Raw genomic sequence first — 15,793 nt, forward strand, 5'->3', positions numbered from 1 at the left:
GGTGAAGAGGAGCTATTTCTGCTAGCCTGAACCCAACTAGGGTGTGAGCAAGCAGCTAGCTTTACCCACTCTTATGATTAAATAGACAATACCAAAAAAGCGTCTCCAACCGATGAGGGTTGGGGACGCTTTTTGTGTCGCATAAAATTTAATACTTAGCCTGCATTTTCTTTTCATAATAGTTGAGCAGCTTACTGAGGGCAAAGGTGAGGATAAAGTAGATCACCATGGAGATAAAGAGGGGGATGATGCCTTGGTAAGTTTGACTGGTGACGGCCCGGGTTTGGAAGGTCAGTTCAGCTACCCCAATGGTTGAGACAATGGAAGATTCCTTGATCAGGGTGATGAATTCATTGCCCAGTGATGGCCAGATTGCTCGCAAGGATTGGGGGAAGATGACTTTTTTCATGGTGGTACCATAGCTTAGGCCGAGGGAACGAGCGGCTTCCATTTGCCCCTTGGGAACCGATTGGAGTCCACCCCGGATGATTTCGCAAATATAGGCACCAGAGTTGAGAGAGACAGCAATCAGACCGGCTGCTAGGGGCCCAATACCTAAGAGGCCACCGATCCCTAAGAAGATAAAGAGGACTTGAATCATGAGCGGAGTCCCCCGGAGAAATTCGACATAGGCGGTTGCTAGCGAATTCAAGACCGCAAAGTTGGAAATCCGCATTAGGGCAAGTATGGCACCCAAAATCAGACCACAGACAATCGCAACAGCTGAGATTAAGAGGGTGAGCTTGATACCATCCCAGTAGAAGGGCCAGTAAGATAACCAGTTAATGGATTCCCCTTCAATAAGGAGAGGAGCCAGTTCATCTGTCCATTTTTCTACTAAGTTTTGGTCTTTGACTTCAGCGACGCTTTGGTTGATGGCTTTTTGTAGACTGGGTTGTCTTTCAGGAATGACGACCGCCTTGCCATCCTTATCTCCACTTGGTAAGCCGGCGTCCACGTAAGAGATATCGGCTTGGGCATTGGCATGGCTGTAGGCAACTAATTCATCGACTAGGATGCCGTCAATCTGCTTAGTGGTCAGGGCACCGAGCAGGTCAGGTACCCGTTGCATGGTCAGCATCTTGGCTTGGGGCATGAATTCTTTGGCTAGGTCCTCTTGGTAGGTCGCTTGTTGGACACCAATCGTCATCTGATCGGTGAAGCTATCCTTATCCTTAATCTTTCCCTCGTCTTCTTTCCGGAACATGATGGCTTGCCGGTCATTCTCATAAGGGTCAGAGAAATCTACCGACTTGTCCCGTTCTTCCGTATAGGTCATCCCTGAAATGATCATATCAATATTGCCGGCCTCGAGCGAGGACATGAGGCTGGTAAATTCCATGTTGACCACTTCGAGTTTAACGCCAAGGTCCTCGGCAATCTTCTCGCCTAGGGAGATATCGACCCCAACCGTTTTGTTTTGGCCATTTTCCCGGGTTAAGAACTCAAAAGGCGGGTAGTGGGGGTTGACGCCCATTCGAATCACGCCACGTTCCTTGATTTCTTTGAGCAGTTGGTCATCTCCAACAGTGCTGGTTTGCGTTTGGCTGGCTTGAACCGGACTCACTTTTGGGGCAAAGACTGGAGCCATTAAAATTAAGAGCATCAGACAGACTTTAAGGCTCCATTTGAGCCAATGACTTCTTTCCTTCATTATTCCTTCCTCCTAACACATTAAAAAATCCGCCTCTCAAAAAAAGAGGCGGAGCTAATCCACGGTACCACTCTATTGACCAAGCCAGGGCCTGGTCAGCTTAAACAGATAACGCTCTGAGGCGGGCCCTTTATCTTATGAGCCAATAATTTCAGGCGCGTTCAGCCTTCTTAAGGACAGGACTTCCACCAACTCCTGCTCGCTTGAACCTCTAAAAGACTTACTCTCCCTAAAATGATAAAATAATTATAAATTTTATATTTTTTAATATTATAGGGGCAGATTTCTAATTTGTCAATCCCAACTGGCAAGAAATTGGGGATAAATCTCCCTCTAGGCATTTAGATTGAAAGGAAAGCGTTTTTATTTTATACTAAATTTAGCTTGTTACTTAAATTTGAAGATGGAGGTAGCCAATGGAAATTAAAGATTTAAACTTAGAAAAAGATTACAGTTTACTCATTAATGGCGAATGGACGAAGGGGGCAGGCTCGGATCGGATCGATGTGATTAGCCCTGCTAACGGGGAACATCTTGCGACCATCACGGATGCAGTCAATGAAGACGTTGACCGTGCTGTAGAGGCTGCCCAAGAAGCCTTTAAGACTTGGGGGCAAACAGATGTTAAAGAACGGGCATCTATCTTGAATCAAATTGCGGATTTAATTGATGAAAATGCTGAGCGTTTAGCCCTGATTGAAACCCTGGATAATGGGAAACCAATCCGTGAAACCTCTGGCGCTGATATCCCGCTCGCAGCTGACCACTTCCGTTACTTTGCTTCAGTTATCCGGAGCGAAGAAGACCAAGTGAAATTCCTGACCCATGACACCATGTCAATGATTATCCGCGAACCAATTGGGGTTGTTGGTCAAATTATTCCTTGGAACTTCCCCTTCTTGATGGCTGCTTGGAAACTAGCCCCTGCCTTAGCCGCAGGTTGTGTGGTTGTCATCAAACCGGCTTCTGATACCTCGCTTAGCTTACTAGAATTGGCCAAGTTAATTAACCCGATCTTGCCTAAGGGTGTCTTAAATGTTATTACTGGGCGCGGCTCTAAGGCTGGCGACTATCTCAAACACCACAAGGGCTTGGATAAATTAGCCTTCACAGGGTCAACCGCTGTTGGTCGTGATATTGGGATTGCAGCCGCGGAAAATCTTATCCCAGCTACCCTTGAACTCGGCGGGAAGTCTGCGAATATCTTCTTTGAGGACATGGATATGGAACAAGCCTTGGAAGGGGCTCAATTGGGTATTCTCTTCAACCAGGGTGAAGTTTGCTCAGCAGGGTCACGGATCCTTGTCCAAGAAAGCATTTACGACGAATTTATTGAACGCTTGATTGAAGAGTTCAAACAAGTTAAGATTGGTCTGCCATGGGACAAGGAAACTCAACTCGGCGCCCAAGCTAATCCTTCCCAACACAAGAAAGTCGATGAGTGTGTTCAAATCGGTCTAGATGAAGGGGCAGAACTCTTAACCGGTGGCCAGGCTGTGACTTCTGGTGACTTAGACAAGGGTTACTACTACGAGCCAACCCTCTTATTGGCCAAGAATGACATGCGGGTTGCTCAAGAAGAAATCTTCGGGCCAGTTGCCACAGTGATTAAATTTAAGGATGTGGACGAAGCCATCCAAATTGCTAACGAATCAGACTATGGCTTAGGGGGCGGCGTTTTCACCACTAATTTGAATACGGCCTTTAAGGTAGCTCGCGGTGTCCGGACCGGTCGGGTTTGGATTAACACCTACAACTCCTTTGAAGCAGGGGCGCCATTTGGTGGCTACAAGGATTCCGGTATTGGCCGTGAAACCCATAAGATGATCCTCAATGCCTATACCCAAGCTAAGAATATCTATGTTAACCTGGGTCAAGGACGGACTGGCATGTTCTAGAAATTAATTCAAAACGAATAAAGCAAAAAGCAGCTAAACTTTATTTGGAGTTTGGCTGCTTTTTATAGGCTAAGGGTGAAAGCGCTTCTATTTTGGGTTATAATGGGACTGAAATAAGTTAGAGGAGGTTTATCATGGTGAAACATGTGATTTTTGATACAGATCCGGGCATTGATGATGCCATTGCCTTGTCTATTTTACTCAATGCTGAGGAGGTCGAGGTGGACCTGATCACAACGGTGGGTGGTAATGTTGCTTGGGAGAAGACAGCTCGCAATGCCCTGAAATTGCTTCATTTCTTTGACCGGCAGATTCCCGTTGCAGCTGGTAATAAGGGGCCTTTGTTGACGGCCTTTAGTGATGCTTCTGAAGTCCACGGGGAATCGGGGATGGACGGTTACGATTTCCCTGAGGTAAGCTTGGATGAGCTAGTAGAGGGGCATGCGGTCCTGGCCATGCGCGACTGCTTATTGGCAGCTGAAGAACCTATGACCATTGTGGCAGTGGGTCCCCAGACCAATATGGCCCTGCTTTTGACGATGTTCCCTGAAGTCCGTGAAAAGATTGCCGAATTGATTATCATGGGCGGGTCTTTCACCCGAGGGAACAAGCATGTTATGGATGAATTCAATATTGGGACCGACCCTGAGGCGGCTCAGATTGTCTTCAATGCGCCGATCAAAAAGACTATGGTTGGTTTAGACATTGGCTATATCGCAACTATTGGGGTGGCAGAAGCCGAAGAATTAGCCCAGGTCAATGAAACCGGTCGGATGGTCTATGGCATGCTAAAAGCCTACCGGTCGCAGGAACGGGATGGCGAGTTGGCCATGTACGACCCAACCGCAGTGGCTTACCTACTCCAACCGGATATGTTTAAGACCGTAGACTGTAATGTGGAAGTGGAACTAGGAAGTTCGCTAACCTACGGACAGACTGTGGTGGACTTGGACCATAAGACGGACCGCCCCGTGAACTGCACGGTCCCTACCTGGATTGACCGCGACCGCTTCAAAGCTTGGTTCAAGGACAGCATTCGCGCTTGTCGTTAGCGAAGGCACAGACAATCAAAAAAGCATCTGCCTTTTTCTGTAGAAATGGCAGATGCTTTTCTTTTAGGTATTTTGGCGGGCTTGGATAAGTTCTTGACGGTTGTAGATCTGAGCTTTGGGTTGGAAACCGTAGACCTTGGTGAATTTTTCGCCAAAATGATCGGGGTCCGTGAGATAGATGACAGCTTCTGGCTCTTCAACCATTTGGATAAAGCTGGCTTCGTGGTCGGGATAGTCATAGGGCCGGCTAATTCCAGTTTGATTGCAGTAGAGATAGTAAGAGGTCATCAATTGTAAGTAGGTGGTGTCCTGCCGGTCATCAACTAGGAGGTAGTCGCCCTCGTGGTAGTGGCTTCCTTGGCCGACTACAGCAACCGTATCCGATACAAGCTGGTCGTCAAAGTCATAGATTTCTTTGAGTTTGTGGCCATGACTTAGGAGGGCTAGGAGGACTAGGATTAAACCCAGGCTTTTTGTGACAGGCTTGGCTAAAAGCTGGGGGTCTTGGTCCCATGTCGTTAGGACGCTGAAGCAGAGGAGGCCATAGAGGAAGCATAGGATGGTCCCCATATAGCGGTGGATACTGGCCAGGCGTATGGCTTCGGCTAGGGGCATAGAGAAGAGGTACATGGCATAGAGGCTGATGATATAAAAGATAAGGATTGCCAGCATAATCCCTACTGTCCGTTGCCTAGGCGTCCGCTTCAACCAGCCGAGCAAGATCCCCAGGGCGCAGAGGGCCAGGAAGAGATAGAGGGCTTGGTTGCTGGCGACTTCACTCTTTAAGAAGAAACGGAGGAAGCGGTTTGTAATGGCTTGGATATCAGCTAAGCTCTTCTCTCCAAGAATCTCTTCATAGGCGGCTAAATTGACGCTGTGCTTACTGACTTGGCTGAAGGTCTGGCCCACATAATGGTTCCATAAGCCGAGATGGAGGAAGGGGCAGAGGCAGGCAAGGAGTCCAAGTTTAAAGCGGGCCCGGTGCCTTGTCCAAACGAGGTAAGCATAGTAGAGGATAATGAGAATCACAAAGAAGATGCCGCTGTTTTTAATCAGGATAAGAAAACTGGTCATCGCAGCCGTAATCAGGCTCAATTGGCCAAAATGTTGGCGGTGGCGGTAAAGACTGGTCACAGCAGCCAAGGCCACTAGGGGAAGGAGGAAGTCCACCAAGAGGGAGGTATATAGGATATGGCCAGCGCCTCGGTCTAAGATATTCAAAAGGGCAATAAAAACTAGAGCTATACCGCTCGCAAGTCCCTGTTTTTTCTGAAAACCACTTGCCAGGCCGACCAGGGGCCAAACGCAGGCAAAATTGATCAGGTTTTGGCCGATGAGCATGAGGTCGTCACGGAGCGGGAGACCTTGCATCCAATAGCCCAGGTAGAGGGCGCTGCCAGGCGGATAGGAGGTGAAGCTGATGAACTGGTCCCCATCTTGAACTAGGCGCCCCTCTAAAGTAATAAATTTAACGATCCGTGCCCAGTGAGAGAAATTATCATAATGGGTAAAATGCGTTCCGACTAGGGCAAGGCTATAAATAAGAAAAAGCCCCCAAAAGATAAGCTGTGGGGCCCGGAGCCTCGGCCAAGTGATGGTTGGTTGGCGGAGATACTGGATCAGGTGAACCAGTAAAGCGAGGCAGCCGAGGATGCTGACCAGGTAGAAGCCGAGACTGAGCGCCTGGCAGAGAGCAAAGAGGAAGAACAGGCAGGTCTCCAAACTAACGGTTAAAATCAGCGTGCTTTCAAGGGCGAAGCCTGCCCAGCGTTTTAAACTGAGGCAGATCCCCACAGTCGCTAGGATAAAGAAACTAAAGACCATTCACGTCCTCCTTTGCAGGGAAAATAAAGTGCTTTTGGATGTGGTAATTAAGGATAAAGAGGAAAGAGTCCACAAAGACCTTAATTAACGTTGCTGGTAGGGCGGGGAGCCAGTCATTAAAGGTTGTTACTAGTAGACTAGACGACAGCATTTGGACGATGACGAGGAGGCCGTACTTAAGCAGACTCTGCCTTGAATTGGCTCGAAAAACTACTAACCGGTTCATCAAATAATTAGCTAGAGCGGAGATGCACCGGGCAATAACGGTCGCTGTTGTAATAGCGGTGAAATCCTGGTGTCCGATGACAGTCAAACAGAGCGCGAAGCAAGCCAGGTCAATCACAAAGGAGACCAGGGAAGCCGCAATATACTTCAAGAAAACAGAATAGATGGCAAAGGAATCCCTGAGCACCTTGAAGTGGGAGGAAGCATTGTCATCTAAATAAATGGTTGAAATGCCCACCTCGATAATAGTAATTTGGTGTTTCTTGGCGAAGAGAATCATATTCATTTCATATTCGAAGCGGTCGCCCTCCACATCGAGCAGCGGCTCAAAATACTGGCTAGGGATGACCCGAAGGCCAGTTTGGGTATCCTCTAGATTCATCCCTGTTAAAAAGCGGAGCAGTTTACGGGTCATAATATTACCAAATTTGCTTCTTAAGGGCACATCTTCACCAAAGTGACGGGCACCAAAAATAAAGGCTTCCGGGTGCTTTTGGGCCTCTTCTAGGCAAGCCATCATATCCTCAAAGGTGTGTTGACCGTCTGAATCAATCGTCACTGCGGAAGAGATTTGACTCTGCTCATCCAACAAGTAACGAAAGGCTGTCTTAAGGGCCCGACCTTTTCCGTAATTTTGCTCATGCTTTAAAACTTTAAGGCGGGGATAGTCCTTGAGCTGGTCAAAGTAGATGTCATAGGTGGCATCGCTTCCATCATTGACAATGACAATAAAGAGCTGGCTATCGTGGCCTTGGCGAATATTTGTGACCAAGTCTAATAAACGTTGGTCCGGATCAAGTGAGGGAATGATAATGGCTTGCTCGTGAGCATTTACCATGAATAAATCTCCTTCCATAAATACATTAAGCTTATTCTATTATACAATGAATGACTAGGATGAGTTAGTCATTTGATGTTTTTAATTTTTATTTTTCCCATGCAGGGTTTTCAAGAAGATCAGGAAGCTGACCAAGCTGCTGGTGGCACCTAAAATAAGGCCTCTCGGGATAAAAATCAGCTGCACGTCCTTGGAGCCTGCCGGCAGGTCGACACCTAAGAAGTAATGGGCTTCCTGGTGGACTGGTGTATAGCGGCCGTCGACAAAGGCATGCCAACCTTTATCAAAGGGAATACTGAGGAAGAGGCGGGAGCCTTCGTCTGAGTTTTTCCTTCGACCTCGGATGGCAGTGGGCGAAAAGGATTCAATTTCTAGTGCTCGACCTTGGGCAAGTTGGGCCATGGCTGCTGTGTTTTGCCGGCTAGAAAGATAAAAGTCAGGTTTAGGATCTGTAATTTGATCATCGTTGAAGCTGACTGTGATGACCACGTTGGTTGTTTCCTGGTCATAAGTGTGGAGCGTATGATTTTTCTTATCTAGGTTGATGTGGCTAAAGCTTCGGTCATGGTAGACTTCAAGGCCTTGGCCAGATTTACCCTTGAATTTGTAGTTCACCATTTGATCAGGGGTCTTGGTGATTTGGTAGTGGATCTTGCCGGGTTTATGAGAATTAATCCGGGAGTAGCTGACTTGGCCGTTTGCTTCAACAGCGTGTGCATTCTCCAAACGCACAGTCAATTGGCTGCCTGCTAAGGGTTGATAGTAGTCCTTAATTCCAGTGGTATAGGAAAAAAGCTCATTCTGAAAGGCGAAGGGTTGGCTCTGATTATGGAAAGTTCTTTGCTGATCGATTTCGTAAGCGAGAGGGAAGGCCTGAGGATTTTTATAGATAAGAATCTGGTCTAACTCTTTTCCCTGGCCTAGACTGGGCAAGGGGTAGTCGCTCAGTAAATAGCGCAAGCCTATCCACTGGTTAGCCGCCAAAGTTGAACCGTAAGCAAAACGAGCCCAGTTGCCGTTATCGTGGAAGCCAAGCTTACCCATGAGCTCGATAACCTCAGCTGTTTCATTGGAACTATAGTGGGAAAGGCCAGGATAATTGAGCAGGAGGGGATCATTGTTAGCATAGTGTTGGTTCTTTTCTAGGCGGTAAAGGCCGGTGTCCTGGGACTGAATGTATTGAATGGGCTCTTGATAGCGAGAAACAAAACGACTAAAACCCTGGACATCTTGGTAGGCCATCTTATTGAGTGTGTAATAACCATTACTGAAAGACTCATAAGCAACGAGCAGGACCAGCCCAAAACTGAAGAATAACTGACCTGGTTGGTAGCGCAGCCAAGCTTGACCTGAGAGAAGGACTAGTCCTATTCCTAGGCAGGTTAAGCTTGTTAAGATATCGCTCGGCTCTAGATAAGCGTAGCCCTGGCGGCTAATAAGAAGCCCAAGTCCAAGAAGGATGGTTGAGCTAGCGCCATAGCGTCGCCAAGAAAAGTTGCTGGCTTTAATTTCTTCAGCTGCCATTAAGATCAGGAGGCCAGTGAAGAGGAAGCTGTAGCGGAAGGGAAACCAAGTCGGCTCATTGAAGCCGTGCCAGATTAAGTTTAGATTGAAATATTTCATGGATAGGTAGAGGATGACGAGCAGGAGACTTCCTCTGGCTTTTTTAGAGCGGGCAATGGCCGGATTAAATAGTCCAGCTAAACCGACTAAGAGAATGAGGCTAGCTAGGAAAACATTGGCCAAGCCAGTCTTAGTATCGCCAGCTTGGAAAGCCCCGATAAAGAACTTGCTAGCAAAGTCTAAAAAAGAAAACTGACTATGAAAATCGAGCAGTTGACTAGGGTCTAGTCCTGCCTTACCTCCTTGGAGGGAGAAAAAACTCGGAATAAGTGTTAGACAGGATAAGCCGCCAGCTAGGAGAGAGGCTGATAAGAAAGCTTTAAAACGGACCTTGACTTCCTGCCAGCTTCCGAAGAAAGCAAGGTCGCTCAAAACGCGACAAATAAAATATAGGAGAGAAAAAAGGCAGAGCATGGCCCCCATATAATAGTTGTTTAGGATGGCCAGGGCTAAAATCAGAGCATAAAAGTGCCACTTGCCTTGCCTGAACAAACGGTCTAGACCATCAATTAATAGAGGGAAAAGGATGCAAGCCTCAAGCCACATAATATTTTGTTGGTAGACAATGAGGTAGCCCGATAGACTGTAAGCTAACCCTAAAGCAATAGCAGCCCAGGTTTGGAGCTTGCGCTTTGCCATCAGCCAAGTCATCGAGGCGCTAGCTGTCGCCATTTTTAAGCTCGTAATAAGAGTGATTGCCAGGGGAAAGCTCTTGAGCGGAAAGAGGAGGAAGAGGAGGTTGAACGGACTGAGCAGATAGTAATTAGTCAGACCAATCATATTGCCGGACATGGTCTTAGAGAAAGAATAGAGGAGGCTATCCTGGCCTAGTAAAGCATTCTTCAGATAGGCAAAATAAGCAATATACTGGCCATTCATATCCGTCACCAAGAGTGATTTATCACCAAAAGGCGTGATACCTAGACGGTAGTAAATCGCAAGTTGAACCAGCAAAGCCAAAGTAAAACTTAGGATGAGAGCTCTATGCTTTTTGAAAAAGGAAAGTATCATAAAAATCCTGCCTCCAACTTAATCTATAAGTTTAAGTATAACAAAATTTCCCTTAAGACTTTGGTAAATGTCATAAGAAATCAGAAACGATATGCTAAAATAATTCTATTGTAAAAGTTTGAGAAAAGAGGAGCTAACGTGCAAAAAATTATCCAACAAATCATTCGCTTTGGCTTGATCGGAGTCCTTGCCACAGTGATTGACTTCGCTCTATTAACGGCCCTCACCGAATGGGGCTATGTTCACTACCTATTATCAGCGGGAATTGCTTTTGTTGTCGCTACGATTTTTAATTATCTTGCTAGCATGCGCTATGTTTTCGTGAGTCGTTTCTCTAAAGAAGAGCGGCTTCAGGAATTACTCCTGTTTGTTAGCCTGTCAGTGGTAGGTTTGATTCTCAACCAGTTCTTTATGTGGGCCTTCGTCGAGAAACTTGGCATCTATTATCTCCTAGCCAAAGTCCTAGCTACCTTCCTTGTGATGGCGTGGAACTTTATCTCAAGAAAATTATGGATTGAATAAGGCATGAGGTTATCACTGGTTAAAGTGACCGAGATGGCTTATAGTAGCTATAGGGGATTTTTTTAAAGTGAATGAAAATGGCCGAGGGATCAAAAAAGAAGCCTGATTTGATGGGATTTCTTTAGTCTTCTTCCCGCACACGCGGGGGTGATCCCGCACGGAGAACGTCAAATAAAGAGGGGCTTATCTTCTTCCCGCACACGCGGGGGTGATCCTCACAGTGGAATGCCGTGTAAGGAACGCCACAGCTTCTTCCCGCACACGCGGGGGTGATCCTCCGGTCATCAAGGACATCGAACCCGTAGACAACTTCTTCCCGCACACGCGGGGGTGATCCTGTGGCAAGTGGATATTACAGGGGTGACAAAGGCTTCTTCCCGCACACGCGGGGGTGATCCTGGCTACGGCAATTTCAAAGATGGCCCGTAACGCTTCTTCCCGCACACGCGGGGGTGATCCCCGTTTGGCCCCACTGGTCGACATGATGTTCGCCTTCTTCCCGCACACGCGGGGGTGATCCCTGTTTGTATCATCTTCGGTCACCCATTTAATCCTTCTTCCCGCACACGCGGGGGTGATCCCCGATTACGAAAATGAACGAAGGAGTTAAGGAGCTTCTTCCCGCACACGCGGGGGTGATCCCATACCCTTGAACCTTATTTGGTTCTAAATCCTCTTCTTCCCGCACACGCGGGGGTGATCCCCAACTTATTTTTTGAACGTTCTACCACATCTACTTCTTCCCGCACACGCGGGGGTGATCTTGCTGAGTAGATAGTTAAAGGTAATCTGAACAGAACTTCTTCCCGCACACGCGGGGGTGATCCCTGTTATGCGCGGTATACAAAGAAGGATACTACCTTTTTCCCGCACACGCGGGGGTGATCCTATGCTAGCCGCCTACCCAGCCTTATTTTATTTCTTCTTCCCGCACACGCAGAGGTTCCTTTACTCAGTTAGAAAATCAAGGACATAATTATTACTAACTCTTTTCCGCCTAGACGGATACTTTTACTTCAGCCCAGATGAAAGCAATATTCCTTTTTTGATAATATTTCCCGATATCCCGAGGGCTATCACTCAGGGGAAGGATATAGTCGACGCGCTTTATATGGCCAGTGATTGTCTGGGGATCCATTTGGCAGATGCTTTAGAGCGTGGGCAAGCTTTGCCTGAGCCAAGTTCGATGTCTTCCTTGTCTTTAGATGATTTCCTTCCAGATGATGATGATTTCCATTTTGAGCGCAACCAATCCTTTATTTCTATGGTTTTAGTCGATCTCGATGATTATACCAGCAATTAAATCAGCTTTTCTAATCAGAAGCGAAGAGCTTTTATTTTAAAGCGTCCAAACTTTTGATACAATAAGATTAAAATAAGTAAGTGAAGGATGATATTATGGCCGGAAAAGTACGTGCAGCTTTGACCCATGCTCAAAATACCCAACTCCAAGAGTTAGATGTGCCGTTCGCTAAGAATGATGTGAATGAAGTGATGACGACCCTGCAAAATTTTGTTGACCAGTATGAAGCTTATTTTGAAGAAGGTTCTTTGAATATTTTTGCTTTGGAGGCTTATCCTAATCGGCGGACCAAGACGGCCCAAACGGCTTTCGCCCTGGTCAATATGACAGGCAAGACCATTACCGAGCTCAAGGCCAAATTGCAACTTAAGGTTTCTGACTTCAATGTGAACTTTGAGCCGATTGAATGGGAAGTCGACAGCGATTTTTTAGGCAATTGGGCGAATGATATTGCCATTATGATTGTCGATGAAGTCCCTATGGAAGGCATGGCAACCAAGCCATCTTATACTTTGAATGATTTAGAGCTTGAAGTCAGTGATGTAACCGTAATGGAGTACTAGACTTGCATTTTTGATAAAAAAACGTTAAGATGAACGCCTAGAACACTAGGGGAACCAAAAGGTTGAGATACGTCAGTAGACCCTTAAAACTTGATCTAGTTAAGACTAGCGTAAGGAAGTGTATAAGCAAGGCAGCTTTTTAGATTGCCAGCTGTTTATCTTACCGAATACAAGTTTTAAGCCCGTTTGTGTGATGCAAACGGGTTTTGTTTCTTTCTTAGTAAAGAAAGGAAAATGTTAAATGGCACAACGTCAGCAATTATTAGGGATGATCGAGGCTGCTTTAATGGCTGTCTTGGCTTTTGTTTTTGCCCTGATCCCTTTAGATGTCGGGAATATCTTTGAGATTGAGCTCGGGATGATTCCTATTATGATCTTTTCTTTCCGTAGGGGGCCTAAGCTAGGGATTCTAGCGGGTTTCCTCTGGGGGATTCTCAAGCTCGTTTCAGGGGATATTGTGGTGCTTTCCTTCCTCCAAGTTTTTGTGGAATATGTTTTTGCCTTTGCGGTGACAGGCCTGGCTGGCTTCGGCGCCCGAACCATCCAACAGAAGCTTGCCCAAAAGGAGAGCCTTTATGGGACCATCGCCTGGAGTGTTGCTCTAGCGGTCTTTGTTAAGTACTTTATCCACTTCATTGCAGGGGTGGTATATTGGTCGAGCTATGCGCCAGATGGGATGAATATTTATTGGTATTCCTTCCTGGTCAATGGCTCGAGCGCTTTGGCGACACTTATTGTTGATGGGCTTATTGTTGCCCTGATCTGCCGGGCTGCTCCCCACCTGTTACGGGTTAAGGAATAAGGACAGGGCGGCTTCCTCGTTTCCCCTAGCCCTCAACTGGGAAGCGGGGGAAGGCTCTCCCTCTCTAGAGCCTTAACTGTCCATCAAAAAAATACGCTCGATTCGGCTTAACTTGGCCGAAACGAGCGTATTTTTTAATCTTTGGAAGTCCTGTTCTTGATTTTGAATTTGGGTGTCTTGGGAAGGGGCAGGCGTTTCTTGCTTTGTTCATGTTGGGCAGCTTTGGCGGCTTTTTTCTTGAGCTGGCGGCGGGCACGTTCTTGGCGCTGGCGGCGGATCTGTTGCTCGGCCAAGCTGATGAACATGAAGCCAAAGACGATGGCCCCCGACACTTTGAAGACGGTCATGAGGTGCTGGACGCTAGCTACATAGTCACCTTCAACGGCATAGCGGACGAAGAGATAGGCCGCATTTCCTGGTACTAGGGGCAGGATAGCTGGGGTGTTTAAGATAATGACCGGAATCCTCAGACGGCGAGAGAGCTGCATGTAGAGGATCCCGATCACAATGGCAGCCATGAAGTTAGCCACAATTATTTCGTTGAAGAGGTACATGAAGAATTTATAGGTCATCCAACCACTGGTACCTGTCAAACCACAATAGATTAAGGCGCGCTTGGGAACGTTTAGGATGGTTGAGAAGGCCACGGTTCCGAAGAAACTTAAGCAAGCTTGTTCAAGGATACTAAGCAACATACTTCCTCCTTCCTAGCCCAACCACTGCAGGGTAAGGGCAATCCCGATACCGAGGACAATGGCAATCAGAATGGCATTCACAGCCTCCACCATGCCCGAGACTAATTGCCGGGCGAAGAGGTCGCGGAGGGCACCTGTGATGGCTAGGCCGGGGAGGAGGGGCATGATACAGCCCGTGATCATGGAGTCCAGGTGGCTGACCCAGCCCAAGCGATTGAAGGAGAGGGCGAGAACACCGATAACAGTTGAAGCAAAGAAATCACTGAGGAAGATTACCTCAAACTTTTCCTTGCATAATTCGGAGACGGAGAAGCCGATGGTCGCAATGATGAAAGCAAGCAGGATATCCCGGTAATTATTATTGTCTAGAAGCAACATGAAGGCGGCACTCGCAAAGCCAGCTGCTATGACCTGGATGGGGAAGCTAAAGTTCTTGGGTTCCTTGTCGACCCGCTGGAGTTCGCTTTTGAGTCCGGCCAGGTCTAACTTCCCAGCTTCATAGGCCCGGGAGAGTTCATTGGTTTCATCGATCTTGGCTAAATTAGTGGACAGTTTGCGGACCTGGGTCATTTGGGTTTTGGATCGTTGGTTCAGGCTCATAAAGATAGCAGTGTTGGTGACATAGGCTTCGGTGTCGAAGCGATGAGTATTTTGGGCAATCCGCTGCATGGTGTCCTCAACCCGGTAAGACTCGGACCCTGATTCCATCATGATCCGCCCGGCCAAAAGACAGGTTGACAGTAAAAGGTGATTTTGTTCTTCTTCGGTCATTGACATCTAATGCCTCCTTTTAATCACTGGGTTAACCGGCTAAATTAAGTAGGGAAATAATCAGTGGGATAATCAATACGGAAAAGAGTGTGGAAACAAAGACATAGCGAGTGGCCAAGGTAACATCCCCGTCAAAGATTGTGGCATAAGCCGTCGCTGAGGAGGGACCAGGCATAGCTGCTGTGACCACCAGGACGCTGATGATAATCGGATGGCTGAGGAAAGAGCCAAATAAATAATAAATGATGATGGGCAAGAGGACCATCTTAATCAGCATTAAGAGATAGATCCGCCAATCGTTGAAGCAGTCTCTGAACTTAATCTCTGTCATGGACATGCCGATCACGATCATGGCCAAGGGAGTGGTCATATTCCCTACTAAACTGAGAAAAGTTTCCGCGGCTTGGGGGATCTTCCAATCAAGAATAAAGAAGGCGAGGGCGATGAGCGAAGCCAGAAAGCCGGGAGACAAGAAGATCTTGCGCAAGCTCAACTGCCCCTCTTCCTTCTGGCTGTAGCGACTCATGACCCAGACCCCGAAGGAATAGACCAGGATATTGGAGGGCACATTCATCAGCGAGGCATAGAACATGGCCCCGGCCCCGTAGAGGGCTTGAATCACCGGGATGCCCATAAAGCCATTGTTCTGGAAGGTCATCAAGAATTGTAGGGTGCCTTCAGATTCCTTGGCAACAGGGATGAATTTAGGGACAATAAAAGAAAAGGCCATGTAAAAGAAATAAATAATGAAAGCGATGGCCAAAAAAGTCAGGGCCTCGTCCTTGGTCCCCAATTCTCCCGCACTATTGATAGTGGATAGGATCAGGGCAGGCGAGGAGATATAGGTAATCATGGTTGAAAAATCATACTGGGCAGATTTGGTAAAGAGTTTGACTTTCTGGCCCCAATAGCCTAGAAAAAGGGTGGCCAGTAAGATGAGCATGGGTATAATAGCTGACAATAGAATCCCTCCATCATGTGTACTTGTCCTCATTATAACATGAATTGGGGG

The 15,793-nt window shown here is 47.2% G+C and carries 13 protein-coding genes, 1 CRISPR repeat array and 1 riboswitch; of the genes, 6 read left to right on the forward strand and 7 right to left on the reverse strand.

The features are described 5' to 3' along the window. Nucleotides 1–148: 148 nt before the first annotated feature. Nucleotides 149–1,654 carry an ABC transporter substrate-binding protein/permease gene (locus HMPREF3090_RS05420; RefSeq protein ID WP_067972767.1) on the reverse strand — a complete coding sequence of 502 codons (1,506 nt, stop codon included), beginning with the start codon at nucleotides 1,652–1,654 and terminating at the stop codon, nucleotides 149–151. 416 nt (nucleotides 1,655–2,070) lie between these two features. On the opposite strand from HMPREF3090_RS05420, the gene HMPREF3090_RS05425 reads away from it, so the two are divergent. Further along, a complete protein-coding gene (locus HMPREF3090_RS05425; RefSeq protein ID WP_067972763.1) occupies nucleotides 2,071–3,552 on the forward strand; it encodes an aldehyde dehydrogenase family protein in 1,482 nt (493 codons plus the stop codon). Between the two features lie 134 nt (nucleotides 3,553–3,686). After that, on the forward strand, nucleotides 3,687–4,604 hold the full coding sequence (gene rihC, locus HMPREF3090_RS05430) for a ribonucleoside hydrolase RihC (RefSeq protein WP_067972760.1): 918 nt from the start codon (nucleotides 3,687–3,689) through the stop codon (nucleotides 4,602–4,604). Between the two features lie 63 nt (nucleotides 4,605–4,667). Here rihC and HMPREF3090_RS05435 read toward each other — a convergent pair whose 3' ends face one another. The 3 genes from HMPREF3090_RS05435 to HMPREF3090_RS05445 all read right to left on the reverse strand — a co-directional run bounded on the left by HMPREF3090_RS05435 (nucleotide 4,668) and on the right by HMPREF3090_RS05445 (nucleotide 10,074). Next, complete coding sequence (locus HMPREF3090_RS05435; protein ID WP_070486101.1) at nucleotides 4,668–6,428, reverse strand: hypothetical protein; 1,761 nt, start codon at nucleotides 6,426–6,428, stop codon at nucleotides 4,668–4,670. Next, nucleotides 6,418–7,491, reverse strand: a complete 1,074-nt coding sequence (locus HMPREF3090_RS05440; protein ID WP_070486103.1) for a bifunctional glycosyltransferase family 2/GtrA family protein — start codon at nucleotides 7,489–7,491, stop codon at nucleotides 6,418–6,420. Before HMPREF3090_RS05440 ends, HMPREF3090_RS05435 begins: the two co-directional genes overlap by 11 nt. An 81-nt stretch (nucleotides 7,492–7,572) precedes the next feature. After that, nucleotides 7,573–10,074, reverse strand: coding sequence for a YfhO family protein (locus HMPREF3090_RS05445; RefSeq protein WP_168140259.1), 2,502 nt, complete (start codon nucleotides 10,072–10,074; stop codon nucleotides 7,573–7,575). 189 nt (nucleotides 10,075–10,263) lie between these two features. Between HMPREF3090_RS05445 and HMPREF3090_RS05450 the strand changes: the two genes are divergently transcribed. The 4 genes from HMPREF3090_RS05450 to thiT all read left to right on the forward strand — a co-directional run bounded on the left by HMPREF3090_RS05450 (nucleotide 10,264) and on the right by thiT (nucleotide 13,315). Further along, a complete protein-coding gene (locus HMPREF3090_RS05450; RefSeq protein WP_067972750.1) occupies nucleotides 10,264–10,647 on the forward strand; it encodes a GtrA family protein in 384 nt (127 codons plus the stop codon). 126 nt (nucleotides 10,648–10,773) lie between these two features. Then, nucleotides 10,774–11,596: a CRISPR direct-repeat array (repeat unit 28 nt; unit sequence CTTCTTCCCGCACACGCGGGGGTGATCC). 96 nt (nucleotides 11,597–11,692) lie between these two features. Next, nucleotides 11,693–11,950 carry a type II toxin-antitoxin system HicB family antitoxin gene (locus HMPREF3090_RS05455; protein WP_158444730.1) on the forward strand — a complete coding sequence of 86 codons (258 nt, stop codon included), beginning with the start codon at nucleotides 11,693–11,695 and terminating at the stop codon, nucleotides 11,948–11,950. A gap of 95 nt (nucleotides 11,951–12,045) precedes the next feature. Next, the gene (locus tag HMPREF3090_RS05460; RefSeq protein WP_067972743.1) at nucleotides 12,046–12,513 is read left to right on the forward strand and encodes a hypothetical protein; all 468 of its coding nucleotides are present in this window, start codon (nucleotides 12,046–12,048) and stop codon (nucleotides 12,511–12,513) included. A gap of 37 nt (nucleotides 12,514–12,550) precedes the next feature. Beyond that, nucleotides 12,551–12,647: riboswitch (TPP riboswitch) on the forward strand. 107 nt (nucleotides 12,648–12,754) lie between these two features. Then, entirely contained in the window at nucleotides 12,755–13,315 is a 561-nt protein-coding gene (gene thiT, locus HMPREF3090_RS05465; RefSeq protein ID WP_067972740.1) for an energy-coupled thiamine transporter ThiT, read from the forward strand. Nucleotides 13,316–13,449: 134 nt separating this feature from the next. Here thiT and HMPREF3090_RS05470 read toward each other — a convergent pair whose 3' ends face one another. From HMPREF3090_RS05470 to HMPREF3090_RS05480, 3 genes are read right to left on the reverse strand one after another with little or no spacing between them, the layout of a single operon-like run. Further along, nucleotides 13,450–14,010: a threonine/serine exporter family protein gene (locus tag HMPREF3090_RS05470; protein WP_067972737.1), complete on the reverse strand. Its 561-nt coding sequence runs from the start codon at nucleotides 14,008–14,010 to the stop codon at nucleotides 13,450–13,452. 12 nt (nucleotides 14,011–14,022) lie between these two features. Continuing rightward, nucleotides 14,023–14,787, reverse strand: a complete 765-nt coding sequence (locus HMPREF3090_RS05475; protein ID WP_067972734.1) for a threonine/serine exporter family protein — start codon at nucleotides 14,785–14,787, stop codon at nucleotides 14,023–14,025. A gap of 25 nt (nucleotides 14,788–14,812) precedes the next feature. Continuing rightward, nucleotides 14,813–15,742, reverse strand: coding sequence for an AEC family transporter (locus HMPREF3090_RS05480; RefSeq protein ID WP_158444728.1), 930 nt, complete (start codon nucleotides 15,740–15,742; stop codon nucleotides 14,813–14,815). Nucleotides 15,743–15,793: the final 51 nt, after the last annotated feature.

The organism is Aerococcus sp. HMSC23C02 (genome assembly GCF_001806805.1).
Classification (GTDB): domain Bacteria; phylum Bacillota; class Bacilli; order Lactobacillales; family Aerococcaceae; genus Aerococcus; species Aerococcus sanguinicola.